Origin of the sequence: Lysobacter hankyongensis (assembly GCF_039543145.1) — a bacterium.
GTDB lineage: Bacteria > Pseudomonadota > Gammaproteobacteria > Xanthomonadales > Xanthomonadaceae > Lysobacter_I > Lysobacter_I hankyongensis.
Genome location: NZ_BAABJE010000007.1, coordinates 125,643 through 150,965 on the forward strand (window position 1 = coordinate 125,643; position 25,323 = coordinate 150,965).

General features: G+C 69.6%; 24 protein-coding genes. 12 read left to right on the top strand and 12 right to left on the bottom strand.

The features are described from left to right. Positions 1 to 84: 84 nt before the first annotated feature. The gene (locus ABD974_RS08730; RefSeq protein WP_345302926.1) at positions 85 to 1,329 is read right to left on the bottom strand and encodes a formimidoylglutamate deiminase; all 1,245 of its coding nucleotides are present in this window, start codon (positions 1,327 to 1,329) and stop codon (positions 85 to 87) included. An 82-nt stretch (positions 1,330 to 1,411) separates the two neighbouring features. Between ABD974_RS08730 and ABD974_RS08735 the strand changes: the two genes are divergently transcribed. The 8 genes from ABD974_RS08735 (at position 1,412) to ABD974_RS08770 (ending at position 10,411) form a co-directional block, all read left to right on the top strand. Then, the gene (locus tag ABD974_RS08735) at positions 1,412 to 2,584 is read left to right on the top strand and encodes a CaiB/BaiF CoA transferase family protein (protein ID WP_345302927.1); all 1,173 of its coding nucleotides are present in this window, start codon (positions 1,412 to 1,414) and stop codon (positions 2,582 to 2,584) included. Next, positions 2,581 to 3,822: an imidazolonepropionase gene (hutI, locus tag ABD974_RS08740; RefSeq protein WP_345302928.1), complete on the top strand. Its 1,242-nt coding sequence runs from the start codon at positions 2,581 to 2,583 to the stop codon at positions 3,820 to 3,822. The genes ABD974_RS08735 and hutI overlap by 4 nt, the downstream gene beginning before the upstream one ends. Before the next feature lie 18 nt (positions 3,823 to 3,840). Further along, complete coding sequence (locus tag ABD974_RS08745; protein ID WP_345302929.1) at positions 3,841 to 5,073, top strand: dipeptidase; 1,233 nt, start codon at positions 3,841 to 3,843, stop codon at positions 5,071 to 5,073. A 92-nt stretch (positions 5,074 to 5,165) separates the two neighbouring features. Continuing rightward, positions 5,166 to 6,089, top strand: a complete 924-nt coding sequence (locus tag ABD974_RS08750) for an STM4015 family protein (protein ID WP_345302930.1) — start codon at positions 5,166 to 5,168, stop codon at positions 6,087 to 6,089. 21 nt (positions 6,090 to 6,110) lie between these two features. Continuing rightward, positions 6,111 to 7,292, top strand: coding sequence for an STM4014 family protein (locus tag ABD974_RS08755; protein ID WP_345302931.1), 1,182 nt, complete (start codon positions 6,111 to 6,113; stop codon positions 7,290 to 7,292). Further along, positions 7,289 to 8,116: an STM4013/SEN3800 family hydrolase gene (locus tag ABD974_RS08760; protein WP_345302932.1), complete on the top strand. Its 828-nt coding sequence runs from the start codon at positions 7,289 to 7,291 to the stop codon at positions 8,114 to 8,116. Before ABD974_RS08755 ends, ABD974_RS08760 begins: the two co-directional genes overlap by 4 nt. Continuing rightward, positions 8,113 to 9,483 carry an STM4012 family radical SAM protein gene (locus tag ABD974_RS08765; RefSeq protein WP_345302933.1) on the top strand — a complete coding sequence of 457 codons (1,371 nt, stop codon included), beginning with the start codon at positions 8,113 to 8,115 and terminating at the stop codon, positions 9,481 to 9,483. The genes ABD974_RS08760 and ABD974_RS08765 overlap by 4 nt, the downstream gene beginning before the upstream one ends. 1 nt (position 9,484) lies before the next feature. Further along, the gene (locus tag ABD974_RS08770) at positions 9,485 to 10,411 is read left to right on the top strand and encodes an STM4011 family radical SAM protein (RefSeq protein WP_345302934.1); all 927 of its coding nucleotides are present in this window, start codon (positions 9,485 to 9,487) and stop codon (positions 10,409 to 10,411) included. 92 nt (positions 10,412 to 10,503) lie between these two features. On the opposite strand, the gene ABD974_RS08775 is transcribed toward ABD974_RS08770, so the two are convergent. Both ABD974_RS08775 and ABD974_RS08780 read right to left on the bottom strand, forming a co-directional pair. Then, a complete protein-coding gene (locus tag ABD974_RS08775; protein WP_345302935.1) occupies positions 10,504 to 10,692 on the bottom strand; it encodes a 30S ribosomal protein THX in 189 nt (62 codons plus the stop codon). Between the two features lie 146 nt (positions 10,693 to 10,838). Beyond that, entirely contained in the window at positions 10,839 to 11,264 is a 426-nt protein-coding gene (locus ABD974_RS08780; RefSeq protein WP_345302936.1) for a MerC domain-containing protein, read from the bottom strand. Positions 11,265 to 11,337: 73 nt separating this feature from the next. On the opposite strand from ABD974_RS08780, the gene ABD974_RS08785 reads away from it, so the two are divergent. Both ABD974_RS08785 and ABD974_RS08790 read left to right on the top strand, forming a co-directional pair. Continuing rightward, entirely contained in the window at positions 11,338 to 13,398 is a 2,061-nt protein-coding gene (locus ABD974_RS08785) for a TonB-dependent receptor (RefSeq protein ID WP_345302937.1), read from the top strand. A gap of 300 nt (positions 13,399 to 13,698) precedes the next feature. Next, positions 13,699 to 14,937, top strand: coding sequence for an MFS transporter (locus ABD974_RS08790; RefSeq protein WP_345302938.1), 1,239 nt, complete (start codon positions 13,699 to 13,701; stop codon positions 14,935 to 14,937). An 18-nt stretch (positions 14,938 to 14,955) separates the two neighbouring features. Here the strand turns inward: ABD974_RS08790 and ABD974_RS08795 are convergent, their stop codons facing one another. Next, a complete protein-coding gene (locus ABD974_RS08795) occupies positions 14,956 to 15,456 on the bottom strand; it encodes a transcriptional repressor (RefSeq protein WP_345302939.1) in 501 nt (166 codons plus the stop codon). 71 nt (positions 15,457 to 15,527) lie between these two features. Beyond that, entirely contained in the window at positions 15,528 to 16,943 is a 1,416-nt protein-coding gene (gene gltX, locus ABD974_RS08800; protein WP_345302940.1) for a glutamate--tRNA ligase, read from the bottom strand. 213 nt (positions 16,944 to 17,156) lie between these two features. On the opposite strand from gltX, the gene lpxH reads away from it, so the two are divergent. Beyond that, entirely contained in the window at positions 17,157 to 17,903 is a 747-nt protein-coding gene (gene lpxH, locus ABD974_RS08805; RefSeq protein WP_345302941.1) for a UDP-2,3-diacylglucosamine diphosphatase, read from the top strand. A gap of 138 nt (positions 17,904 to 18,041) precedes the next feature. Here the strand turns inward: lpxH and ABD974_RS08810 are convergent, their stop codons facing one another. The 6 genes from ABD974_RS08810 to folC form a co-directional block, all read right to left on the bottom strand. Then, on the bottom strand, positions 18,042 to 18,284 hold the full coding sequence (locus tag ABD974_RS08810) for a DUF6868 family protein (RefSeq protein WP_345302942.1): 243 nt from the start codon (positions 18,282 to 18,284) through the stop codon (positions 18,042 to 18,044). A gap of 82 nt (positions 18,285 to 18,366) precedes the next feature. Then, positions 18,367 to 19,191 carry a ferritin-like domain-containing protein gene (locus ABD974_RS08815; RefSeq protein ID WP_425562664.1) on the bottom strand — a complete coding sequence of 275 codons (825 nt, stop codon included), beginning with the start codon at positions 19,189 to 19,191 and terminating at the stop codon, positions 18,367 to 18,369. 20 nt (positions 19,192 to 19,211) lie between these two features. Next, on the bottom strand, positions 19,212 to 19,646 hold the full coding sequence (locus ABD974_RS08820; RefSeq protein ID WP_345302944.1) for an HD domain-containing protein: 435 nt from the start codon (positions 19,644 to 19,646) through the stop codon (positions 19,212 to 19,214). A 19-nt stretch (positions 19,647 to 19,665) separates the two neighbouring features. After that, entirely contained in the window at positions 19,666 to 21,135 is a 1,470-nt protein-coding gene (purF, locus tag ABD974_RS08825; RefSeq protein ID WP_345302945.1) for an amidophosphoribosyltransferase, read from the bottom strand. 71 nt (positions 21,136 to 21,206) lie between these two features. Further along, positions 21,207 to 22,304 (bottom strand): SPOR domain-containing protein, encoded by a 1,098-nt coding sequence (locus tag ABD974_RS08830; protein WP_345302946.1) that lies wholly within the window; start codon positions 22,302 to 22,304, stop codon positions 21,207 to 21,209. 80 nt (positions 22,305 to 22,384) lie between these two features. Further along, entirely contained in the window at positions 22,385 to 23,668 is a 1,284-nt protein-coding gene (gene folC, locus ABD974_RS08835) for a bifunctional tetrahydrofolate synthase/dihydrofolate synthase (RefSeq protein WP_345302947.1), read from the bottom strand. Positions 23,669 to 23,719: 51 nt separating this feature from the next. Here folC and ABD974_RS08840 point away from each other — a divergent pair, with 51 nt between their 5' ends. Further along, on the top strand, positions 23,720 to 24,589 hold the full coding sequence (locus ABD974_RS08840; protein ID WP_345302948.1) for an aldo/keto reductase: 870 nt from the start codon (positions 23,720 to 23,722) through the stop codon (positions 24,587 to 24,589). Positions 24,590 to 24,668: 79 nt separating this feature from the next. Here the strand turns inward: ABD974_RS08840 and ABD974_RS08845 are convergent, their stop codons facing one another. Continuing rightward, a complete protein-coding gene (locus ABD974_RS08845; RefSeq protein WP_345302949.1) occupies positions 24,669 to 25,319 on the bottom strand; it encodes a histidine phosphatase family protein in 651 nt (216 codons plus the stop codon). Positions 25,320 to 25,323: the final 4 nt, after the last annotated feature.

The following is a 25,323-nucleotide window of genomic DNA, read 5'->3' on the forward strand; positions in this document are numbered from 1 at the left end:
ACCAGCCTGCCCTGCCGCGTCGCGGCCTGCCGGGCCATGCGACGAACCCCCGCCTCCGGCGGATGAAACGGTGTCGCGGCCGGATCAGCCGGCCAGCAGCCCGCGCATCGCTGCCGCATACCGCGCGGCGATGGCGTCGCGGTCGCGGTGGCGGCCGTCGGCGACGACCTCGCGACCGTTCACCGTCACCGTCCGCACCAGCGGCCGGTTGCCGCTGAAGATCCAGCGGTCGGCGATGTCCTCGGGGGTCGCGCCGACCAGTTGCGGCGCATCGCCGTCGAGGACGACCGCATCGCCCGCGGTCGTCGCCGATGCGAACCCGGTCGAGGCTTCCGCGCTCGCCTGCACGCCGCGCAGCAGCGCGTCGCCGACGCTGGGCATCGCTTCGGTCGCGACGATGTTGCGGTGCTTCGTGGCCAGCCGCTGTCCGTATTCGAGCCAGCGCAGTTCTTCCACCGGCGAGACCGAGATGTGCGAATCCGAACCGATGCCCCAGGCGCCACCGGCATCGAGATGGTCGCGCAGCGGGAACAGGCCGTCGCCGAGATTCGCTTCGGTGGTCGGGCAGATCGCGACCGTGGCGCCGCGGTCGGCGATGCCGACGATCTCGTCGACCTCCAGATGGGTCGCGTGGACCAGCGTCCAGCGCGCATCGACCTCGGCGTGGTCGAGCAACCAGCGCACCGGGCGGTCGCCGCGGATCGCGAGGCTGTCCTGCACTTCGCCGATCTGCTCGGCGATGTGGATGTGGATGCGCGCGTCCCGCGGCAGCGCGGCCAGCGCCGTCGTCATCGCCTCCGGCGGCACCGCGCGCAGGCTGTGCAGGGCGCAGCCGACGCGCAGCATGTCGTCCTGTTCGCGATGCAGGGTCTCGAACAGCCGCAGCCAGGCATCGACGGCATGTCCGAAGCGGCGCTGGCGGTCGTTGAGCGGGCGCCCGTCGAAGCCGCCGGTCATGTACAGCACCGGCAGCAGGGTCAGGCGGATGCCGGTCTCGCGCGCCGCGGCGATCAGCGCCCGCGACATCGCCGCCGGATCGTCGTAGGGACGACCGTCCGGCGCGTGATGCAGGTAGTGGAATTCGCACACCGTGGTGTAGCCGGCTTCGAGCATCTCCGCGTACAGCTGCGCGGCGACCGCGTGCAGCGCATCGGGATCGAACCGCGCGGCCATGCGGTACATGGTTTCGCGCCAGGTCCAGAACGAATCGGAGGGATGCGTCATCCGCTCCGCGAGGCCGGCCATCGCGCGCTGGAACGCGTGGGAATGCAGATTGGCGACGCCGGGCAGGACCCAGCGGCCGTCAACGGACGTGATCGGTGTGCGCATGCGCGCATTGTCGCAGATCGCCCCGGCGCCATTCCCCCGGACCGGCCGTTAAACTCTCTCCACTTCATCCGGCGATCCATCCATGGCCGCACTGGCGGGAATCAAGGTCATCGAACTCTCGCGGGTGCTCGCCGGGCCGTGGTGCGGCATGACCCTCGCCGACCTCGGCGCCGAGGTGATCAAGCTGGAACCGCTGGAAGGCGACGACACCCGCGGCTATGGCCCGCCCTTCATCGGCCACGGCGAAGACGGCCTGTCCGCGTACTTCACCAGCTGCAACCGCGGCAAGCGCGCGATCGCGATGGACCTGCGCCACCCGCAGGCGCGGCCGTTGCTGGAAGCCCTGATCCGCGACGCCGACGTGCTGATCGAGAACTTCCGCAGCGGCGTCGCCGAATCGCTGGGCCTCGACTACCCCGCGCTGCGCGCGCTGAATCCGCGACTGATCCACTGCGCGATCTCCGGCTATGGCCGCAGCGGTCCCGGCGCGCAGCGACCGGGCTACGACTTCGCGGTGCAGGCGGAATCCGGGCTGATGTCGATCACCGGCCCCGCCGACGGCGCCGCGAGCAAGGTCGGCGTGGCCACGGTCGATCTCACCACCGGCCTGAACGCCACCATCGCCATTCTCGCCGCGCTGCACCAGCGCGCGCGCACCGGCGAGGGGCAATCGATCGAACTGAGTCTGTTCGACGTGCAGGTGCAGGCGCTGGCCAACGTCGCCGCCAGCGTGCTGTTCACCGGCCACGATGCGCGCCGCTACGGCAACGCGCACGCCAGCATCGTGCCCTACCAGACCTTCGACGCCGCCGACGGTGCGTTCGCGCTGGCCTGCGGCAGCGACGCGCTGTGGGCGCGGCTGTGCGCGCTGATCGAACGACCCGAATGGCGCGACGATCCGCGCTGCGCCACCAACGCGGCGCGGGTCGAACATCGCGGCTGGCTGATCCCGAAGCTCGAGGCCTGCTTCGCCGTCGACGGCGTCGCCGCGTGGCTGGCGCGATTCGAGAGCGCCGGCATTCCCGCGGCCCCGGTGAACACGGTGCGCGAGGCGGTGTTCGGCACACTCGCGACCGCGCGCGGCCTGCGCATCGAAGCAGACGGCATTCCGATGATCGCGAGCCCCTTGCGGATGTCGGCCTCGCCGCCCGCCGAACCGCAGCGCCCGCCGCATCTCGGCGAACACACCGATGCGATCTGCGCGGCGCTCGGGTTCGATGCGGACACGCTGCGCACGGCGGGAGCCATCCGATGAGCACGACCTCAATGAGCACGACCTGGGACGGCCTGCTCCTCAACGCATCGCTCGCCACCCTCGACGGCGACGGTTACGGCGCGATCGAAGACGGCGCGCTGGGCTGGAAGGACGGCGTGCTGACCTTCGTCGGTCCGCGCGCGGCGCTGCCCGGCGATGCGGAAGCGCGAACGGATGCGGTGATCGACGCCGGCGGCGGCTGGATCACGCCCGGCCTGATCGACTGCCACACCCATCTGGTGTTCGCCGGCGATCGCGCCCACGAATTCGAACGGCGCCTCGAAGGGGCGAGCTACGAGGACATCGCCCGCGCCGGCGGCGGCATCGTGTCGACCGTCCGCGCGGTGCGCGCGGCGGACGAAGACACGCTGCTGGCAGAATCGCTGCCGCGCGCGCGGGCGCTGCTGCGCGACGGCGCGACCACCCTGGAAATCAAGTCCGGTTACGGCCTGGACTTCGACAACGAACGCAAGATGCTGCGGGTCGCGCGGCGCGTGGGCGAAGCGCTGGGCATCGATGTGCGCACGACCTATCTCGGCGCGCATGCGCTGCCGCCCGAATTTTCCGGTCGTGCCGACGACTACATCGACGCCGTCGTCGACTGGCTGCCGCGGCTGCGCGCCGAAGGCCTGGTCGATGCCGTCGATGCGTTCTGCGAGCGGATCGGTTTCACCCCTGAACAGACGCGCCGGGTGTTCGAAGCCGCACGCGCACTGGATCTGCCGGTGAAGCTGCACGCCGACCAGCTCAGCGATCTCGGCGGCGCCGCGCTGACCGCAGGATTCGGCGGGCTGTCCGCGGACCATGTCGAGTACACCGACGACGCGGCGGTGCGCGCGATGGCCGCCGCCGGCACCGTCGCGGTGCTGCTGCCGGGCGCCTTCCATTGCCTGCGCGAGACGCAGCGGCCGCCAATCGAGGCTTTCCGCGCGCACGGCGTGGCGATGGCCGTCGCCACCGACTGCAACCCCGGCACCGCGCCGCTGCTGTCGCTGCCGCTGGCGATGTCGCTGGCCTGCACCCATTTCCGGCTGACCCCCGAGGAAGCGCTGCGCGGCGCCACCGTGCATGCGGCGCGGGCGCTGGGGCTGCACGACCGCGGCCGACTGCGGGCGGGCCTGCGCGCGGACTTCGTCCACTGGGCCATCCGGCGTCCGGCAGAGCTGTGCTACTGGCTGGGCGGCGACCTGGCCCGCAGCGTGTTCGTGGCCGGGTATCCTGTCGGCCGACAGGACTGACGCACCAGGAAGCCCGCCATGCGCCCCATGATTCACACACCGTTCGCCGGTTCCTTGCTCACCGTGCTCCTGTTCGCCGGTACGACCCATGCCGCCGACAGCACGCCGGCCGCACGCAAGCTCGCGCGGGACGCGGTCATCGTCGACACCCATATCGACGCACCGACCGAACTGATGAAGGAATGGCGCGATCTGTCGGTCGCGCAGCCGCGCGAGTTCGATTTCCCGAAAGCGCGCGCCGGCGGCCTCGACGTGGCGTTCATGTCGATCTACACCTCGCCCGGGCAGGACGACGACGGCAAGGCCTACGAGATCGCCAACCGCATGATCGACGCGGTCGAGAAACTGGCGAACGAGAATCCCGACAAGTTCGCGCTGCTGCGCACGCCGCGCGATGTCGAAGCGCTGCGGCTGCTCGGTCTCGTGCTGCTGCCGCTGGGCATGGAGAACGGTGCGCCGATCGGCGGCGATCTGGCGAAGCTCAAGTATTTCCACGGCCGCGGCGTGCGCTACATCACCCTCGCCCACAGCGCCAACAACCGCATCGCCGATTCGTCCTACGCCGCCGAAAAGAAATGGAAGGGCCTGAGCCCCTTCGGCCGCGAGGTGGTCGCGGAAATGAACCGGCTGGGCATGATCATCGACGTGTCGCACCTGTCCGACGACGCGGTCGCGCAGGCGGTCGACCTCAGCCGCACGCCGGTGATGGCGACGCACTCGGCGTTCCGTCATTTCACCCCGGGCTTCGAGCGCAACCTCAGTGACGAACTGGCGAAGGCCATCGCCGCGAAGGGCGGCGTGATCCAGATCCCGTTCGGCAACGCCTTCGTCGACCCGGCATCGGCCGCGAAGACCCAAGCCTATTTCGTCGCCTACGCCGAATACGAACGCGCGCGCAGCGCCGGCCGCACCACGCAGACGGTCGCTGAATTCGACGCCGAATGGGACCGCGACCATCCGCCGCTGCCGGTGAAGATCGACGCGGTGCTCGACCAGATCGACTACGGCGTGAAGCTGGTCGGCATCGATCACATCGGCATCGGCTCGGATTTCGACGGCGTGAGCGGCGCATTGCCGGAAGGGCTCAGGACCGTGGCCGATTATCCGAACCTCATCGCCGGACTGCAGGCGCGCGGCTACAGCGACGCCGACATCCGCAGGATCCTCGGCGAGAACGCGCTGCGGGTGTGGCGCCGCGTGGAAGCCTACGCCGCGGAGCGCCAGGCCGCTCCCGCGACGAAGCGCGACTGATCCCGATCCGACAAGCTGTCTTCCTTTCCCGGCATTCTTCATTCACCGGCATCCAACGCACCGATCGCCGGATTCTTCTTTCCAGGACCCCCATGACCGTCAACAACACCCAGGATCGCTATCTCGGCAAACCCGTCGTGGAATTCCGCATGGGCGACACCATCGCCGACCGCGACAGCGTGCGCACCCACGTCTACCGGTTGGCGCAGGATTACGATTCCAGCGAAAGCCAGCGCGAACTGTTCGACGCCTTCCTCGCCCAGGTCGATGCCGCCGCCATCGAAGCACTCATCATCGGCGCGTGGAGCGAAGCGCACGACACCTCGCCGCAGGCATACCTCGATGCACTGATCGAGCGCCGCGCCGAACTGCCGGCGCTGCGCGCGCTCTTCATCGGCGACATGACCTACGAGGACTGCGAGATCTCCTGGATCATCCAGACCGGCTACAACGCCCTGCTCGACGCCTTCCCGCAGTTGCGCTCCCTGCGCATCCGCGGCAGCAGCGGGCTGGCGCTGGAAGCGTTCTCGCATGCCGCGCTCGAGGAACTGGCGATCGAATGCGGCGGCCTGCCCGCGCAGATCGTGGATGCGATCGCGGGCTCGACCCTGCCGGCGCTGCGTCGTCTGGAGCTGTGGCTCGGCGACGACAATTACGGTTTCGACGGCGACGTCTGGACCTACGCGCGCATGCTCGACGCCATCGATGCGTCCCGGCTGGAATATCTCGGCCTGCGCGACGCGCAGAACAGCGACGATCTCGCGAAACACCTGGCGGCGCAGCCGTGGCTGGGCAAGCTGAAAACCCTGGACCTGTCGATGGGCACGATCGGCGACGCGGGCGCGCAGGCGCTGTGCGAGTCGCCGTATCTCGGCGGAATGGAAACGCTGGACCTCAGCCATCACTACATCGGTGCCGAGTGGCAGGCAAAGCTGCGCGCGCTGCCCTGCAAGGTCGTGCTGGACGACCCGCAGGACGAGGACGACGGGGAACGCTACGTCGCCGTCGCCGAATGACGTCATGAACGAAGTCGCCGGGTGAACAGGCGCGATCCGCGCATGGCGGTGTTCGGCACGCCCGGACATCGCCGGACACGACTGCTGCAGGCCGCGCTGCGTCGGCGTCGGCTCGGTCGCGCGGCCGTGTTCGACTACGGCACGGCGCTGTCGGAACGGCGTCCGATGCCGCCGTTCGACGACGGGGCTCCGTACGCCGTGAAGCTCGATGCACCGTCGTCGGATGCGCGACTGGATGTCGCCCTGATCCGTCGAGGCCGCGCCTGTCTCGGCCTCGATCCTGAGACACCGCTCGACATCGAAGCCGGCGAACTCGCGCAGCGGCATGCATGGCACGCGGGTTTCGCCGATCTGCTGCACGGCATCGCACGCGATTGCGAAGCGGCCGTGCCGGTGCGCTGGCTGAATCCGCCCGGCGATGTCCTGGACATGTGCGACAAATGGCGCTGTCAGCAGACGCTGGCCAACGCCGGCGTCGATGTCCCGCCGCTGCTGGGCTTGGTCGACGGCTACGCGCATCTGCAGCATCTGCTCGATCTCCATGGCTGCGATCAGGTGTTCGTGAAGGCGCGCTACGGGTCCGCGGCGGCCGGCGTGGTCGCGTACCGGCGCCATCGTGATGGCCGGGAGATCGCGCAGACCACGACCGAATGCGTGGTCGATCATGGCGGCATCCGGCTGTTCAACCGCCTCGCGCCGCTGCGTTACGGCGAACGCGCGCGGATCGCCATGCTGATCGACGCGCTCGCCGCGCAGGGCTGCTACGCCGAAGCCTGGGTGCCGAAGCCGCGCGCCGCGGGGTCGCCGCGGCATCACTTCGACCTGCGGGTGATCGCGTTCGCAGGCGAACCGCGACAGCGCGTCGCGCGCATCGCCGGCACGCCGATGACCAACCTGCACCTCGGCAATCGCCGCGAAGATCCCGCGACGCTGCTCGACGCCGAAACGATGCATCGGGTTGAAACCACGGTGCGTGCCGCCGCGCGCACGTTCTCCGGCAGCGCGTCGATCGGCTTCGACCTGATCCCGACCCGCGACCGCTGCGTCGTGCTGGAAGCGAACGCGTTCGGCGATTTCGTGCAGCACGCACGCTGGCAGGGCGCGGACGCCTGCGACGATCAGGCCGCCTGGGTTGCGCGCGAACGCGTCGCGGACGGGCTCGATGCCGTCGCGCAGATCGCACCGCGGCGGGCGCAGGCATGAGCGATACCGCGTCTCCCGTGCTCGACATGCACGCCATCGTCGGCAGCCACGACGTGCTGTTCATCACCCTCGACACCCTGCGCTTCGACGCCGCGCAGCGCTGCTTCGACGAAGGGCGTCTGCCGACGTTGTCGCGCCACCTGCCGGCGGGCGGCTGGGAGCGGCGGCACACGCCTGCGACCTTCACCTACGCCGCGCATCAGGCCTTCTTCGCAGGCTTCCTGCCCACGCCCGCGCGCCCGGGGCCGCATCCGCGGCTGTTCGCGCTGGCATTCGCGGGCAGCGAGACCATCGACGCCAATACCTTCGTGTTTCCGGATCATGCCGACATCGTCGACGGCTTCGCGGCGCAGGGCTATCACACGCTGTGCATCGGCGGCGTCGGCTTCTTCAATCGCGCCAACCCGCTCGGCCGCGCGCTACCCGGCCTGTTCGCGGAAGCGCACTGGCGGCCGGCCTTCGGCGTGACCGCGCACGATTCGACCGACGCACAGGTCGCGCTGGCGTGCGGGCGCCTGACGGCGGACGATCTGCGCGATCGGCGCTGCTTCACCTTCATCAACGTCTCCGCGCTGCATCAGCCCAATCTGCACTACCTGCCGGGCGCGACCGAAGACGGTCTCGACAGTCACTGTGCCGCGCTGGCATACGTCGACCGCGCATTGACGCCGCTGTTAGAGGCCGCGCGCCGGCGCGCGCCGACCTTCGTCGTGGTCTGCTCCGATCACGGCACCGCCTACGGCGAAGACGGCTACCGCGGCCATCGCCTCGCCCACGACGTGGTGATGCACGTGCCCTACGCCCATTTCCTGCTCGCGCCATGAACGCCCTCCCCGCGCAACCGTCGCTGGAATCGCTGCTGCGGATGCCGCCGTACCAGGCGTATTCGTATTCGTATCCGCACAAGACCGCGTATCGCGCGCTGCCCGGACCGCGTGCGCTGCGCGACGTCTGGGCCGCGGAGGACCGCAGCGCGCTGTTCCTGTATCTGCACATCCCGTTCTGCTCGTACCGCTGCGGCTTCTGCAATCTGTTCACCCTGGCGCGGCCGTCGGCGGAAGCCGTCGAACGCTATCTCGGTCAGCTCGACACCCAGCTCGCGGTCGCCATCGACGCGCTGGGCGAACATCGCTTCGCGCGGCTCGCGCTCGGCGGCGGCACGCCGAGCTATCTCGACACGGCGCAGTTGTCGCGGCTGTTCGACAGCCTGCGTCGGCGCGACGTGGATGCCCGTGCGATGCCCTCCGGCATGGAGGTCTCGCCGGAAACGGTCGATGGCGACAAGATGGCGCTGTGCCGCGACGCGGGTATCGACCGCATCAGCATGGGCATCCAGAGTTTCAGCGACGCCGAAGTGCGCACGCTGGTCCGGCCGCAGCAGCGCGATGAAGTGGAACGCGCGATCGCGGCGATCCGCGCGCAGCGCTTCCCGACGCTCAACCTCGATCTGATCTACGGCATCCAAGGCCAGACCGTCGCGAGTTTTCTCGCCTCGATCGACAGCGCGCTCGCGTTCGCGCCGGAAGAACTCTATCTGTATCCGCTGTACGTGCGCCCGCTCACCGGACTGGGGCGGATCGAAAGCCGCGACGGCCGGCCGCGGTTCGCGCTGCAGCCCGAGCCGCTGGACGCGCGGGCCGAGATGTACCGTGCCGGCCGCGATCGCCTGCTCGCCGCGGGCTACACGCAGGTCTCGATGCGCATGTTCCGCGCCGCGCACGCGCCTGCGAACGATGCCGGCCCGGCCTACTGCTGCCAGGACGACGGCATGATCGGCATCGGCTGCGGCGCGCGTTCGTACACGCGGGCATTGCATTACTCCAGCGAGTACGGGGTCTCGCGACGCAGCGTCGCCGCGATCCTCGACCATCACCTGTCGCTGACCGCGGAGGATTTCGCGCGGGTCGATCATGGCTTCGCGCTCGACGGCGACGAACAGCGGCGGCGCTATGCGATCCAGTCGCTGCTGGTCTGGCCGGGGCTGGATCTCGCGGCATGGCGCGCGCGTTTCGGCACCGAGGCCTTGGACGATCTGCCGCAGCTCGCCGCGCTCGAGCCGCTGGGTCTGGCGTCGCGCACGGATGCGCTGCTCGCGCTCACCGCATCGGGCATGGCCCGTGCGGACACCCTCGGGCCGTGGCTGATCTCGCCCGATGTCGCCGCGCGCATGGCCGCCTACGCGCCGCGCTGACATGGACGCGCCACGTGCCGCCATCGCCGCACTGGAATCCGATGCGCACACGGCGCCCGGACATCTGTCGCTGCTGTATCGCGGCCGCCTGAGCAGCTGCAACTACGACTGCGCCTACTGCCCGTTCGCGAAGACCCGCGACAGCCGCGCGACCCTGCAGCGCGACGCCGCCGATCTCGCGCGCTTCGTCGACTGGGCCGCAACGCGCACGGATGCGATGTCGATCCTGTTCACGCCGTGGGGCGAGGGCCTGGTGCGCCGGCACTATCGCGAAGCGATGATCGCGCTGAGCCGGATGCCGCAGGTGCGACGGGTCGCGATCCAGACCAATCTGTGCATCGGCACGCGCTGGCTCGATCGCGTGGACACCCGCAGTTTCGCGCTGTGGTGCACCTGGCATCCGAGTGAAGTTTCATTGGAAGCGTTCGTCGCGCGCTGTCTGGAACTGCGCAGGCGCGGCATCCGCTTCAGCGTGGGCATGGTCGCGATGCGCGAATTGTTCGATCAGATCGAACGCCTGCGCGCGGCGCTGCCCGACGACGTGCCGATGTGGCTCAACGCCTACGATCAGCGGACGGCGGACTATTACGACGACGCGGACGTCGCGCGCCTGCTGCGCATCGATCCGCATTTCGGCTACAGCGTGGCGCCACCGCCGAGTCTCGGCGCGGCCTGCGCCACCGGCGAGTCGGTGCTGTCGGTGAACGGCGATGGCGACGTACGCCGCTGTCATTTCGTGGACGCGCCGCTGGGGAATCTTTACGACGGCAGCTTCGCCGCGCGGCTCGGGCCGCGACCCTGCCCGAACCGGATCTGCGACTGTTTCATCGGCTACGTGCATCGGCGCGACCTGCCGTTCGCGCGCGATTACGCCGACGGGCAACTGGAAAGGGTGCCGGCGCGACCGGGCGAACCGACGTCACGCTGACGCCGGCAAATCCGGGACACCGCACTCGCGGATGTCCTGATACGCGAAACCCCGCCGGAGCGGGGTTTCGATCAAGCGACGGACCGGTGCGGTCAGTCCTTGGCGGCGGTCTTCTTCGCGACGGCCTTCTTGGCGGGCGCCTTGGCGGCCGGCTTGGCAGCGGCCTTCTTCGCGGCCGGCACGGCGGCACCGGCAACCGTCTTCACGGTGTGCGAACGGGCGTTGCCGTAGCTGGAGTTGTAGCGCTTGCCTTTGGCGGTCTTGCGGTCGCCTTTACCCATGACGGACTCCTGAATCTGATGGATGTGGATCTGAGGACTGGAATGCCCGTGCGGGCGGCCGGAGGACGCTGCACGGACCGAAAAACGGCCCCGACGCCGCCACTGGGGTGCGGGGCGCGAGGCACGGGGTCGCAAAGCCTAGCAGATCAGTGGGCGCAGGTCGCGTTGCAGGCGCCGGAATGGCCGAATTCGCGGTTGAGACGCAGATTGGCGAGATGCGCCAACGCCACCAGACAACCGCCGAGCGTCATCGCCACCGCATGCGGCAGTACCGAATGATGCAGCGGGGGGTACAGCACGCCGACCCAGACGATCAGCAGGCCCGGCACCAGCAACATCAGCGCATGCACGGCCCGGTGGCGGCGGTAGCCGGTGATCAGGGCGGCGAGACCGAGCACGGTGGCGAAGACGGCGAAACCTTCCTCGAAGTGCTCGTTGATCGAACCGGCGACCCCGAGCGCCGGCAGCAGCGCGATGACCACCGGCAACAGCGCGCAGTGCGCCGCGCACAGCATCGACGCGACGAATCCGACGCGATCGGCCTTGTGCAGGGTGGGAGCGGACTTGCGCATGACTTCCGGGGGGTGCGGACTGTTTTGAAACATTATAACATTTCTTCGTCGTCCACCAGTGTACCCCCAACTCATGCCCGATTTCCCGCCTTCCACTGCCGTCCGTCGCCTGCCCGCCCGCCACCGCCTGTTCACCGGCCTGACCGTGGCCTTGGCCCTCGCGCTGCCCGGCCTCGTCGCCGCCCAGAACACCGACGGCAAAGATCCGCGTCACGACGAGGCGCAGGAGATCGACCGCATCGTCGTCAACGCCAGCCCGCTGCGGCAGACCGCCGAAGAACTCAGCCAGCCGGTCGAAGTGCTCAACGGCGAGCGTCTGGACCAGACCAAGTCGGCCACTCTCGGCGAAACCCTCGACAAGGTGCCGGGCGTGCAGACCTCCAACTTCGGGGCCGGCGTCGGCCGCCCGATCATCCGCGGCCTCGACGGTCCGCGCGTCGGCGTGCTGTCCGGCGGCCTCGGCAGCCAGGACGTGTCGACCATCAGCCAGGATCACGCGACCGCGGTCGAACCCTTCCTTGCCGACCAGATCGAAGTGCTCAAGGGACCGGCCACTCTGCTTTACGGCAGCGGCGCCATTGGCGGCGTGGTGAACGTCGTCGACGGCCGCATCGCCGAGCGCGCGCTGGACGAGACCGTCCGCGGTCGCGCGGAACTGCGCTACGACAGCGTCAATCAGGGCCGCACCGCGATGGCCCGCGTCGATGCCTCCGGCGCCGACGGCGCGCTGGTGCTGCACGCCGACGGCGTGTATCGCGACCAGGACGACTACGACACGCCCGACGGCGAGCAGTCGAACAGCTTCGTCGAAACGCGCACCGGTGCGCTCGGCGCGTCGTACATCGGCGCGGACGGTTTCCTCGGTGTCTCGTTCTCGCGCTACGACAACCGCTACGGCAACCCCGGCGAGCCGGGCGACCCGGCCGCCGGCGAACCCGGCGTCTCGCTGGACATGCTGCAGAACCGCTTCGAACTGAAGGCGGGCGTGAACCGCGACTTCTGGATCTTCGACGGACTGCGTCTCGGCTTCGCGCATACCGCGTACGAACACACCGAGTTCGAGGGTGCGGACATCGGCACGCGGTTCACCAACGACGCCGACGAAGGCCGCCTCGAACTCACCCACAAGGCCTTCGGTGCGTGGACCGGCGCGATCGGCCTGCAGTCCGCCGAGCGCGCATTCGAAGCGATCGGCGACGAGGCGTTCGTGCCGCGCACCAAGACCCGCTCGAACGGCCTGTTCTGGATGGAACACGGGCAGTGGGACGCCTTCCAGGTCGATCTGGGCGTGCGCGCCGACCGCGTGCGCACCGATGCCGCCGGCCTGCCGCGTCGCAGTTTCAGCCCGGTCAGCCTCTCGGCCGGTGCGCTGTGGCGTTTCAGCGATGCCTGGCGCCTCAGCCTCAACCTCGACCGCGCCGAACGCGCGCCGGCGGAAGAAGAGCTGTTCGCCGACGGCCCGCACGTCGCCACCGCGTCGTACGAAATCGGCGACTCGACCATGCGCGAGGAGCGCGCGGACCAGATCGAACTCGGCCTGCACTATCACGGCGACCGCTTCGACGCGAAGGCCTCGGTCTATCACACCCGCTTCGACGGTTTCATCTATCTCGCCGAGACCGGCCTGTTCACGCCGCCGGAACCGGGCGAGGATCCGCTGCCGATCCGGGTGTGGACGCAGGACGATGCGCGCTTCCGCGGCATCGAGGCGGAAGTGATCGCGCATCTGGTCGACAACGATCGCGGCAAGCTCGATCTGCGGGTGTTCGGCGATCACGTCCGCGGCGAACTCGACGGCCTGCCGTCCGGCACCGACCGCGACCTGCCGCGCATCGCGCCCTCGCGCTTCGGTCTGGACATGAACTGGGAAGCCGACCAGTGGCGCGCCGGCCTCGGCGCCACCCGCGTGCTGCGCCAGGACGATGTCGCCGCGGGCGAGAGCGAAACCGCGGGCTACACGCTGGTCGACGCGCACTTCGCCTGGCATTGGGATACCGACAACTACGGTTGGGAAGTGTTCCTCGACGGCCGCAACCTCGGCGATGCCGATGCGCGCGTCCACACCTCGTTCCTCAAGGACAACGTGCTGCTGCCCGGACGCAATTTCAGCGCCGGCGTCCGCCTGTTCTTCTGAGCCTGATCTTCTAAGCGTGTTCTTCTGATCGTCACATCCGGTCGCCACACTGCGCGACCGACACGGCGCCCCCGCACCCGCCGCACCGCTGTCCACTCTCTCCCGGACAGCGACTGCGGCGGGTGCACTTTTTCGTGCGCGCCGGGCCGCGGACCTGCGATGGAACACTGCAACGGCATCGGCGACGCTTGCGGCCGCGGGCGCGGCGTGGGTTCATGACCACCCTGTTCCCCGCGGTTCCGCACGCATGTCACGCCCCATCCCGCAGTCCTGCCGCCGTCGTGCGTCTCGGTGTCCGGCATGAACGACACCACGCCGCAGACGGCGATGCCGCGTTACTGGCCGCTGGTCATCGCCGCGACCGCGACCCTGCTGGTCACGATGGGCATCCGCCAGTCGCTGGGCCTGTTCGTGCGCCCGATCGGTGCCGACACCGGACTGGGCATCGCCCAGATCAGTCTCGCGCTCGCGGTCGGACAGTTCGTCTGGGGCGCCGTGCAACCGTTGTTCGGCGCGCTCGCCGACCAGCGCGGGCCAGGCCGGGTGCTGGTCGCCGGTGGACTGCTGCTGGTCGTCGGCACCGCGCTCACGCCGTGGCTGGCATCGTCGCCGATGGGCCTGATGTTCGGTCTCGGCGTACTCGTCGCGGCCGGCGCGGGCGCGGGCAGCTTTTCGATCCTGATCGGCGCCACCGCGCGTCATGTCCCGCTGCAGAAACGCTCGATGGCGGCTGGCGTGATCAACGCCGGCGGCTCGCTCGGGCAATTCCTGTTCGCGCCGTTCGTGCAGGCGATGATTGCGGCCTTCGGCTGGGCCGCCGCCATGTGGGCGCTGGCGGTTTCGGCGCTGGCCACGCTGCCGCTGGCCTGGCCGCTGCGGCGACGCGAAGCGCCCGCGGTCGTGCAGGCCGCCGACAAGGACAGCGGGCTGCGCGCGCAGTTGGCCGTCGCCGTGCGCGACCGCAGCTACTGGTGCCTGCACATCGGCTTCTTCACCTGCGGCTTCCACATCGCATTCCTGGTGACCCATCTGCCGACCGAGATCGCGCTCTGCGGCCTGCCCGACAGTGTGTCGGCGATGTCGCTGGCGCTGATCGGCCTGTTCAACGTCGCCGGCAGTCTCGCCGCGGGCTGGCTGGGCGGCCGCTATCGCATGAAACATCTGCTGGCGCTGATGTACGCCAGCCGCGCGGCGATGGTCGCGATCTACCTGGCTTCGCCGCCGACGCCGATCGTCTTCTACGCGTTCGCCGCGGGCCTGGGCCTGACCTGGCTGGCGACGGTGCCGCCCACCGCCGGTCTGGTCGGCAAGCTGTTCGGCCCGCGCTATCTGGGCACGCTGTTCGGGCTCACCCTGCTGTCGCACCAGATCGGCGGATTCGCTGGCGCATGGCTCGGCGGCCTGGCGATGGAGCGCTTCGGCGATTACACGTGGATGTGGTACGCCGACATCGTGCTGGCGCTGCTGGCGGCGGCGGCGAACCTGCCGATCCGCGAGGCGCGGGTGATGCCGGTGCCCGCGTCGGCGCCGGCGCGCTGACCGACAGGTTCCGACGCCTCAGCCGGCCTGCACGCAGCGCGCGCAGAGCCCGTGCACTTCCAGGGTCTGCGCCTGCGGCACGAAACCGAGCGCGCGCGCTTTTTCGTCGAGCAGCGCGACGATGCGCTCGTCTTCCAGTTCCACCGCGCTGTGGCAGCGGTCGCAGATGAGGAACGGCACCGAATGCTGCGCGGTGCTCGGGTGGTGGCAGGCGACGAACGCGTTGACCGATTCGAGCTTGTGGATGAAGCCGTTGGCGAGCAGGAAATCCAGCGCGCGGTAGACGGTCGGCGGCGCGGCGGCGCCCGCGCTGTCCTCGTCCTCGAGTTTGTCGGTGCGGATGCGGTCGAGCAGATCGTAGGCCTTGATCGGCCGGCCCTGCGCGGCGATCAGGGTCAGCACCTTGGTGCGGATCGGGGTGAGCCGCAGGCCACGTTCGTGGCAGGCATGTTCGACCGCCGCCACGAAGCTGGACGCATCGTGGACGTGGTGCGAAGGATCGGTGCAGTCGTGGGCCATGTGCGGATGATGGTGCCGGTACGGGGCGGACTCAAGCGAAGCGAATCCGCAGCCCGTTCAGGATGACGTGTTCAGCCCGCGGCTTTCGCCTGGTCGATCTTCGCCAGCGCGGCGTCGATCCGCGCCACCGCCTCGGCCTGCCCGGCCAGATGGACCGTATGCGAGATGTCCGGGCTGACCTGGGTGCCGGTGATCGCCACCCGCATCGGTTGCGCCACCTTGCCCATGCCCAGCCCCAGCGCTTCGGCGGTTTCGTGCAGCGCGGCGCTCACGGTGTCCGCGGTCCACGACGACAACCGCGCCAGACGCGCGCGGGCATCGGCCAGCGGTGCGGCGGCCTCGGGCTTGAGGTGCTTGGCGACGGCCGCCTCGTCGTAGGTCGTCAGCGGCTGGAACCACACCGCCGCGCGCTCGGCCATGTCCTTCAGCGTCTGCACGCGATCGCGCAGCGCGACGACCACGTCGGCCGGCGCCGGGCCCTTCGACAGGTCGAGGCCAGCCTGTTCGAGATGCCAGACCAGATGCTGGCCGACCGCGACCGGATCGTCGCTCTTGAGGTACTGCTGGTTGAGCCAGCCGAGCTTGGCCATGTCCAGGCGCGAGGCGGCCGGGTTCACGTCGTGCAGCTCGAACAGCTTGACCATCTCCTCGATGCTGAAGATTTCCTGGTCGCCATGCGACCAGCCCAGCCGTACCAGATAGTTCAGCAGCGCATGCGGCAGATAGCCGGCATCGCGGTACTGCATCACGTCGGCGGCGCCGCTGCGCTTGGAGAGCTTGGCGCCGTCCTGGTCGAGGATCATCGGCAGGTGCGCGAAGTTCGGCACGGGTGCGCCGAGCGCTTGGTAGATGTTGATCTGCCGCGGGGTGTTGTTGACGTGGTCGTCGCCGCGCACGACATCGGTGATGCCCATGTCGAGATCGTCGACGACGACGGCGAAGTTGTAGGTCGGGTAGCCATCGGCGCGGAAGATCACGAGGTCGTCGAGCTCGCTGTTGTCGAACTCGATGCGGCCCTTGACCTTGTCGTCCCACGCAACCTTGCCGTCGAGCGGATTCTTGAAACGGATGACCCGGTTCGGGTCGTCGCGATAGCCTGCGTTGGCCTCGCGATACGCACCGTTGTAGCGCGGCTTCTCCTTGGCGGCGAGCGCGGCCTCGCGCACGGCCTGCAGTTCTTCCTTCGTCTCGTAGGCGTAATACGCGGTGCCGGCGGCGACCATCGCCTCGGCGACTTCGCGATAACGGTCGAGACGGTGGGTCTGGTAGATCGGGCCTTCGTCGTAACCGAGGCCCAGCCAGTCCATCGCATCGAGGATCGCGTCGATCGCCGCCTGGGTGCTGCGCTCGCGATCGGTATCCTCGATCCGCAGCACGAACTTGCCGTCGGCATGGCGCGAGGCCAGCCAGCAGTACAGCGCGGTGCGCGCGCCGCCGATGTGCAGATAGCCGGTCGGGCTGGGGGCGAAGCGGGTGCGGATGGTCATGGTCTGGGCGCGGAGCTCGGGAAAAGGCGGATTTTACCCCACGGCCACAAATGGCCGGGCGAAACGGAACGATTCCTTCGCAAGACCGAAAGCCGTCATCCCGCGCATGCGGGGGACCCACGCATGCTCATCGTCGGACATGGGTCCCCGCATGCGCGGGGATGACGGCGTTCCGTTGCGCATGCCCCCACCGCCCACCGTTACAATTCCGGCATGACCACGCTCTTCATCTCGGACCTTCACCTCGACCCCGAACGCCCGGAGGTCACCCGCCTGTTCGGCGAGTTCATCGACGGCGAGGCCCGCGGCGCCCGGGCGCTGTACATCCTCGGCGACCTGTTCGAAGCGTGGGTGGGCGACGACGACCCATCGGAGACCGGCATGTTCGTCGCCGACGCGCTGCGCAGGCTCACCGACGCCGGCGTGCCGGTGTACTTCCAGCACGGCAACCGCGATTTCCTCGTCGGCCAGGCATTCGCGCGGCGCGCGGGCATCCATCTGCTGCCCGAGCACGCGGTGATCCTGCTCGACGGCGAACCGGTGCTGCTGATGCATGGCGACACCCTGTGCACCGACGATCATGCCTATCAGGCCTTCCGCGCGCAGACCCGCGACCCGGCGTGGCGCGCGCGTTTCCTGGCGCAGCCGCTGGCCGGCCGGCTCGCCTTCGCCGCGCAGGCGCGCGCGGCCAGTCAACAGCGGCAGCAGGCGATGAAGGCCGACGACCGCGCGCAGTTCGAGACCGTCACCGATGTCTCGCCGACGGCGGTGCACGAGACCTTCGCCCGCTACGGGCTGCGCACGATGATCCACGGCCACACCCACCGGCCGGCGATCCACGAGATCGACGTCAACGGCCACGCCTGCCGGCGCATCGTGCTGGGGGATTGGTACACGCAGGGCTCGGTGCTGCGGATGCAGGCCGATGGCGCCGCCGTGCTGTCCGCCCTGCCGCTCTGATCGTTCCGGATTCCGCGCGCCCGACCGCGGCTCCCGGCCTGCTCGGGAGAGCGGCGTCGAGACCGCTGTTTCGGGCCTCGACCACCGGACGTGCGGTGGCCTGAAGACCGCTGTGCGCGCCGCGCAAGGCGGGCCAAGTCAGCGCATCAGGGACAGCACCGCGAACGGCACCAGATTGAACAGCAGGATGCCGATCTTGTAGAACGCCATGCCCGCGTAGTGCAGCGTGTCGAAACGTTCGCGGCTCAGCGAAAACCAGCGCCCATGCAGACGATGCAGACGGTCGTGCGCGAGCGCGAATGCGGCAAACCACACCAACAGCACGGCGTAGTTTGCGAGCGCGCACCAGCCTAGAAAGTCGCGGATCGCGGCGAGGTCCATGGGTCGGCTCCGAGGCGGGCGGAAGTGCCGGCAACGATTGTGCGCTCGCGCGCAGACAAGGTCGAACCGCTGGTCGAATGCGTCAGGCCAGCGCCGCGGCGGCCGCCTGCTCCAGCGCCTGCAATTCTTCTTCGCTGAAACCCGCGGCGCTGCGCGCGTCGTGATTGAACGGGCCGTACAGCACACCGCGACCGTACGCGACCAGCAATCGACGGAACGTCGGCTCGGGATCGACGCCGTCGCGTTCGCAGTGCCAGCGGAACCAGCGCGATCCCGAGGCGACATGGCCCACTTCCTCGCGCAGGATCACGTTGAGAATGTCGGCGGTCTCGTGGTCGCCGAGCTGACGCAGCTTGACGATCATCGCCGGGGTCACGTCCAGTCCGCGCGCCTCCAGCACCCGCGGCACCAGCGCCATGCGTTCCAGCGCGCTGTGCGCGGTCTTCTCGGCCATTTCCCACAGCCCGTTGTGGGCGTCGAAATCGCCGTAGTCGCGGCCAAAATCGTTCAGGCGTCGGCGCAGCATCGCGAAATGCCGCGCCTCGTCGTGCGCGACCTGCGCCCAGTCGGCATAGAACGCTCGCGGCATGCCGCGGAAGCGATAAACCGCATCCCAGGCCAGATCGATCGCGTTGAACTCGATGTGCGCGATCGAATGGATGAACGCCGCGCGGCCCTCGTCGCTGCCGAGGCCGCGCCGCGGCAAGTCGCGCGGATGCACCAGCGTCGGACGTTCGGGACGGCCGGGCATCCGGATCGGTTCGGGCGCCGGCGCGTCGTCCTCGATCGCGAGTCCGCCACGCGCGAATGCGTCGGCGGTCGCGAAGGTCAGCGCGAGCTTGTCCTCGGGCATCGCGGCGCGCAGGCAGGCGTGGGCGGCAGCGAACAGGGACTCGGGCGGGGGCATGGTCATCGCAGCCGACGACATCACGCCGCGTCCGGACCGGCGAGCAGAATCTCGCGCGCCACCGCGTACTCGCGCAGCCGCGCACGATCGCGTTCGGAAGGCGCGGGAATCCGTGTCAGATCCATGTTGTCGGCGATGTCCGCAAGCTTCACCGCGCGGGCGATCGGATCGCGCACGATCCGTTTCGCGGCCTGTTCGCGCGTCTCGCCCTCGAACTTGGTCAACGCCCGGATGGCGTCGACGATGTCGTCCGCGAAGCCTTCGGCGACGAGATCATCGAACGTGATCGACGTGTCCTCGACGATGTCGTGCAGGACCGCGGCGATGCGCCCCGCGTCGGTCGTCATCGCCGCCATCACCCGCAGGGGATGCAGGATGTAGGGTTGGCCGCCCTTGTCGCGCTGGCCGGCGTGGGCCCGCGCCGCCAGTTCGATCGCGCGTTCGAGCGTCGCCATGTCGTGCGCGCCGCCGGCCTCAGCCCGCCAACCGCCGCTTCTTCTTCGCCTCGTCCGAACGCAGTTGCTTGATGCGCTCGAAATAGCCGGGGTCGACGCCGGTGACGTATTCGCCGTTGAAGCAGGAGCTGTCGAAGCGGCGGCCCGGGAACTTGGGCCCGGCGACGGCGGCTTCGAGATCGGCGAGATCCTGATAGATCAGCCAGTCGCAGCCCAGCAGCTCCTGCACTTCCTGCTCGGTGCGACCGTGCGCGACGAGTTCCTCCGGCGACGGCATGTCGATGCCGTAGACGTTCGGGAAGCGCACCGGCGGCGCGGCGGAAGCGAGATAGACCTTCTTGGCGCCGGCGTCGCGCGCCATCTGCACGATCTGCTGCGAGGTGGTGCCGCGGACGATGGAATCGTCGACCAGCAGCACGACTCTATTCCGGAACTCCAGCGGGATCGGATTGAGCTTGCGGCGCACGGATTTCGCGCGCTCGCCCTGCCCCGGCATGATGAAGGTGCGGCCGACGTAGCGGTTCTTGATGAAGCCCTCGCGATACTTCACGCCGAGGACGTTCGCGATCTCCAGCGCGGCGTCGCGCGAGGTGTCCGGAATCGGAATCACCACGTCGATGTCGTGCTCGGGACGCAGGCGCAGAATCTTCTCGCCGAGGGTCACGCCCATGCGCATGCGCGCCTTGTGCACCGAGATCTCGTCCATCATCGAGTCCGGGCGCGCGAAATAGACGAATTCGAAGATGCACGGCCGCAGCTCGCCTTCGGTGCACTGGCGCGAGTGCAGTTCGCCGCGCGGCGTGATCACCATCGCCTCGCCCGGCGCGATGTCGCGTACGCGCTCGAAGCCGAGCACGTCCAGCGCCACCGATTCGGAAGCGATCGCATATTCGGTGCCGGCGTCGGAATCGCGGCGGCCCAGCACCAGCGGACGGATGCCGTGCGGATCGCGGAACGCGACCAGGCCGAGGCCCAGCACCACCGTGACCACGGCATAGCCGCCCTTGGCGCGGCGCACGACGCCCTCGACCGCGCGGAACGCCGCGTCCGGCGTCAGCACGCGCTGCATGTCGAGTTCGTGCGCGAACACGTTGAGCAGCACTTCGGAGTCGGAATCGGTGTTGACGTTGCGGCGGTCCTGCTCGAACACCTCGCGACGCAACGTGTCGGTATTGATCAGGTTGCCGTTGTGCGCCAGCGCGATTCCGAACGGCGAGTTCACGTAGAACGGCTGCGCTTCATCGCTGCCTTCGCTGCCTGCGGTGGGATAACGGCAATGGCCGATGCCGACGCGTCCCTGCAGCAACGCCATGTCGGCCGGTTTGAAGGCGTCGCGCACCAGTCCGTTGCCCTTCACCACGCGCAGCGCGGTGCCGTTGGCGGTGGCGATGCCGGCAGCGTCCTGGCCGCGATGCTGGAGCACGGTCAGCCCGTCGTAGAGCGCTGCCGCGACGTCGGACGTGCCGACGATGCCGAGAATGCCGCACATGATGTTGACTCCGGAACGCTGATGAGCGGTCGATGCGTGGTGCGTGATGCGTCTGTCGTGGTGCGTGTCGGTTACGGGTGCGGACGGACGATGCCGTCCACGCCGGTCCTGGCCTGGATCTGCGATTTCAGCTGGTCGGCGGCGGCGCGGTCGAGCACCGGGCCGACGCGGACGCGGGTGAGCTTGCCCTTGTCGGTGTTCACGGTTTCGGTGAACGCGGTGAACCCGGCGGCACGCAGTCGCTCGCGCATCGCACCGGCTTCGGTGGCGTCGCCGAACGCACCGACCTGGACCGCGAAACCGACCTTGGCGGTCGCGGACGGCGCGGACGGCGCGGACGGCGCGGGCGCCGCCGGCTTCGGCGCGGGCGGCTTGGCGGGTGCCGGCGCGGGCTTGGACTCCGCGGGCTTCGCGGCCACCGGCTTGGGGTCGGCCGGTTTCGGCTGCGGTTTGGTTTCGGGCCTGGGCTCCGGCTTCGGTTCGGCCGGCTTCGCGGGCACCGGCTTCGGCGGCTCGACCGCGGCGGTGGCCATGGCGGGCGTCGGCGCGGGGGCGGGCTCGGCGTCGAGCGCCACCACCTTCACGGGCACGTCGCTGCGGACTTCCAGCGCCTTCACGCGGACGATTTCGGCCTCGGCGCGTGTGGCATAGGGACCGATGCGCACCCGCACGGCCGGTTTGCCGTTCACGGTGGTGGCTTCGCTGTAGGCCGGCAGGCCGGCGCCCCTGGCGAGCGCGACCACGGTGTCGGCGCCCTTCTGGCTCGCGTAGGCGCCGAAATGGACGGCGTAATCGCCGGCGGCGACGGTCGGCGGGAGCGCAGTGGCGGCCGGGGCATCGCCGGTCGCGGGCGCGTCGGGATCTGTCGTCGGGTCGGTTGCGGCCGGATCGGTCGCAGCCGGGGCGCCTGCGGGCGTCGCGGTCGTGGCCGGTCGATCCACCGGGGTCGCGTCCATGCCCACGGCGCCGCCCTTGGGCACTTCGCCCGGCATCACCAGCGGCAGTTCGCGGGTTTCGGTGTCGCCGCCGGGCGCGTCGGGCATCTTCAGCGGCACATCGGAGACGCCGCTGTCGGGCGCCGGGCCCTTCACCAGCATGGGCAGGAAAATCACCGCAAGCGCGACCAGCACGGCCGCGCCGATGAGGCGCTGTTTGAGTCCAGTGTCCATCGGCATCCGGAAAAGGAGGAAGCGCGCGGATTATACGCCGCGACCGGCCGTGCCCGACCGGGCATCCGTCCGCGGATCGTTCAGTCGGAGGCGAACGCCGCCAGCGCGGCCGCCGCGGTGTGGAACGAGCCGAACACCAGGACCCGGTCGCCCGCCGCGGCCTCGCTCCGGGCCGCGGCCAAGGCCCCGGCGACGGTGGCGCAGCGGTCGCCGGCTGCCGCGGCAGTGCCGGCCAGGCGTTCGGCGAAGGCCTCCGCATCCAGTCCGCGCGGTCCGGTGTCGGCCAGGCCAGCCAGCCACCAGCGGTCGACCTGCCCGGCCAGCGCCTCCACCACGCCGACGACGTCCTTGTCGGTCAGCGCCGCGAAGACCGCGAACGTCCGGCCCTGCGCCGGCGCTGCCGCCAGCCAGGCCGCCAGCGCGCGCGCGGCCTGCGGGTTGTGGCCGACATCGACCAGGATCTCGACGCCCTCGCGCTCGAAACGCTGCAGCCGCGCCGCCACCTGCGCTTCGCGCACGCCTGCCGCGTACGCCGCATCCGGCAGATCGATCGGCAGCGCGCGCAGTGCGGCGATGGCGACCGCGGCATTGCGCAACTGCACCGGCGCGGCGAGCCGCGGCATCGGCAGTTCGAGTTCGCAGCCGATCTCGCGCCAGCGCCAGCGTTCCGCATCGATGGGCTCGAAGAAGAAATCGCAGCCGATGCGGACCGCCGACGCGCCGATGGCGTAGGCATGTCCGAGCACGGTCGAAGGCGGGTCGTCGTCGCCCAGCACCAGCGGTTTCCAGGCACGGGCGATGCCGACCTTCTCCGCACCGATGGTGTCGATGTCGCCGCCGAGCCAGTCCTGGTGGTCGAGATCGACCGTGGTGATCACGGCGACATCCGGATCGACGATGTTCACCGCGTCGAGCCGGCCGCCGAGGCCGACTTCGAGCACCGCCAGATCGAGATCGCTGCGGGCGAACAGCCACAGCGCGGCGAGCGTGCCGTATTCGAAATAGGTCAATGGAACGTCGGCACGCGCGTCTTCGACCGCTTCGAACGCCGCGACCAGCGCGGCATCGTCCGCATCCGCGCCGTCGACGCGCACGCGTTCGTTGTAGCGCAGCAGATGCGGCGAGGTGTAGGCGCCGACGCGCAGGCCCGCGGCGCGGGCGATGGCCTCGATGAAGGCGACGGTCGAGCCCTTGCCGTTGGTGCCGCCTACGATCGTCACCTGTCGCGCCGGCCTGGACAACACGCGCCCGGGCAGCGCCATCGCGTCGGCGACGGCGCGCACGCGCTCCAGTCCCATTGCAATCGTTTTCGGGTGCTGGCGCTCGATGAAGGCCAGCCATTCGGGAAGAGTGCGCGCGGTCATGCCGCTATTATCCGGCGTCATCGCCTCACGCGGCCAGCAGCAGGATCAAGCATGCCCAAGTCCAGTCCGATCCTCGGCTCCATGCGCTTCGGCGAATGGGGCGCGCGCCTCTCGCCCGTGGCGGTGGCCGACCTGCTCGAAGCCGCGCTCGACGCCGGCATCGACACTTTGGATCTCGCCGATATCTACGGCGGCCACAGCACCAACGCCTTGGTAGGCGCGGCCTTCGCCGTGCGGCCGGGCCTGCGCGCGCGACTGAAGCTGATCGCGAAGATCGGCATCGTGATGGCCGGCAGCCCGGGCAACGCGCGCGGCGTGCAGCACTACGATCTTTCGGTCGAACACCTGCGGCGGGCGCTGGACGATTCGCTGTCCGCGCTCGGTGTCGATCGCGTCGACACCCTGATGCTGCATCGCTTCGATCCGCTGCTGCGGCCGGACGCCATCGCCGCGTGGATCCGCGACGAACAGCGCGCGGGCCGCGTCGGCGACTTCGGCGTGTCGAACTTCGACGCGCATGCGATCGCATTGTTCGACGGTCGTCTGCCGGTGAGCGCGAACCAGATCGAACTGTCGCTGGCGAACGCCGGCGCGATCGACGACGGCACGCTCAATGCGACCCGCGCGCGCGGCGCCGAAGTGCAGGCGTGGTCGCCGCTCGGCGGTGGCGATCTGCTCGACCCGCATTCCGCGGTCGGAGGTCGCGTGCATGCGCGCCTGCAGGCGATGGCCGGCGAATTCGGACTCGATCCGGCCTCGCTGCTGTTGCGCTGGGTGGCCTCGGTGCCCGATACGCGCGTCGTGCTCGGCAGCACGAAGATCGAACGTCTGCGCGAAGGCGCGCGCGTCTGCGCCGAACCGCTGCCGCGCGATGCGTGGTATGCGCTGTGGGAAGCGGCACGGGGACGGCCGGTGCCCTGAGGCATCGGAAGCGCCCCTCACCCGGCCTTCGGCCACCCTCTCCCCGTCGCACGGGGAGAGGGTCGGATCAGGAGCCGCGTTACAGCGCCCGATGCACCGCTTCGCCGAACAGCGCGGTGTGGTGCGCGCAGTCGTTCAGGCGCACCACTTCCATGCGATCCGCCGAGGGGCCTTCGAGCAGATTCAGGGTCGCGGGCGCCTGGCGGAAACTCCACAAGCGGCTCAGCGGAATGCCGAGCACGCGACACAGCAGCACGCGATTGACCGCGTCGTGCGCGACCAGCAACAGCGTCTGATCGTCGCCCAGCCCTTCGAGCGCGCGCTCGAACGCGGGCCATGCGCGATCGAGCACATCCTGCAGCGATTCGCCGCCCTGTCCCGGCATCAGCACGGTGTCCGGCGCTTCGCGCCAGGCCTGGAGACGGTCGGGGTCGCGCTCGCGGATCTCGCTGGCGAGCAGACCTTCCCATTCGCCGTGGCCGATCTCCATCAGCCCGGGATCGGTGCCGAGGAGGTCCTGGCGCGCGTCGCCGAGCGCGAACGCGGCGGTGGTCTTCGCGCGCGTCAGCGGCGAGGCCACCGCGCGATCGATGCGGACGTCGCCCAGACGCGCACCGAGCGCGCGCGCCTGGCCTTCGCCGACCGGCGACAGCGGGATGTCGATCTGGCCCTGATAGCGGCCTTCGGCGTTCCACGGCGTTTCGCCGTGGCGTGCGAGAAGAATGCGCATCGTC